General features: G+C 36.0%; 2 protein-coding genes. Both read right to left on the reverse strand.

Annotation, left to right across the window (positions count from 1 at the left end; genetic code table 11):
- Positions 1 to 245: 245 nt before the first annotated feature.
- On the reverse strand, positions 246 to 467 hold the full coding sequence (locus tag DPG01_RS18445) for an antitoxin HicB (RefSeq protein WP_086374384.1): 222 nt from the start codon (positions 465 to 467) through the stop codon (positions 246 to 248).
- Positions 468 to 500: 33 nt separating this feature from the next.
- The coding region (locus DPG01_RS18450; RefSeq protein WP_162622380.1) for a tyrosine-type recombinase/integrase at positions 501 to 860 on the reverse strand (360 nt) is incomplete at its 5' end.

Here is an 860-nt window from a genome sequence, read left to right on the forward strand (position 1 = left end):
AATAAAATGACACTAAATCAAAGAAACTTTCTTTAAAAATACCTATTAATTCATACGATTTACAGAATATATGAAGCATAAATTCTTGTTCCTGCTCTATCACTCACTCCTACTAGACATTAGTACAGACTAAAATTACATAGCTCTTTTTACTGATACTAAACGATTCATGTCCACACTACGTTCTGCGGCTTCGAGGGCTAGTTTTTGTTAAACCACTGAGAATAATGACAATAAACTGACCACTATATTTTTCCGGAGAGTGGTGTAGGAACTTTTTCATTATTGCTAATCATATCAGCGACAACATCAGCAACGAGCTCCTCTATTCCTGAGAATGCTTTAGACTGATCCGCATCAAGCCAAGACAATGATGGAAACTCAGCACACAACCCAACATACTCATTATCTTCTGCTGACCATGTAACACGGTAAGTATATTGTTTACTATCCATTTGACACCCCATAATGTTTTAAGTTTATGTATAAAAGTACGATTTTCATTTAGTAGTACTTAAATAATCACCCCACCACTGCATCATTTCAGTCCGTTGAGCTAAATAGTCAGCGTGATTATAGCTGGCACGGGTACGGTTCTTATCAATATGTGAAAGTTGTGCCTCAATCCAATTATCTTGGAACAAACCTGAGTCATTCAAAATGGTACTAAAAGTAGAACGTAATCCATGAGAAGATAATTGATGTTTGCCATACCCCATCTTACGTATGGCCATATTTAGAGTATTAAAATGAATCGGTTGATTGTATTTGCGTGGGCTAGCAAAAAGGTATTTTTCACCGTATGACCACTGCATGACGTCTTTTAAAATCTCTAAAGCCTGATTTGAAAGTGGAACTAA

Origin of the sequence: Acinetobacter sp. WCHAc060042 (genome assembly GCF_003231195.1) — a bacterium.
In the GTDB taxonomy this organism is placed as follows: domain Bacteria; phylum Pseudomonadota; class Gammaproteobacteria; order Pseudomonadales; family Moraxellaceae; genus Acinetobacter.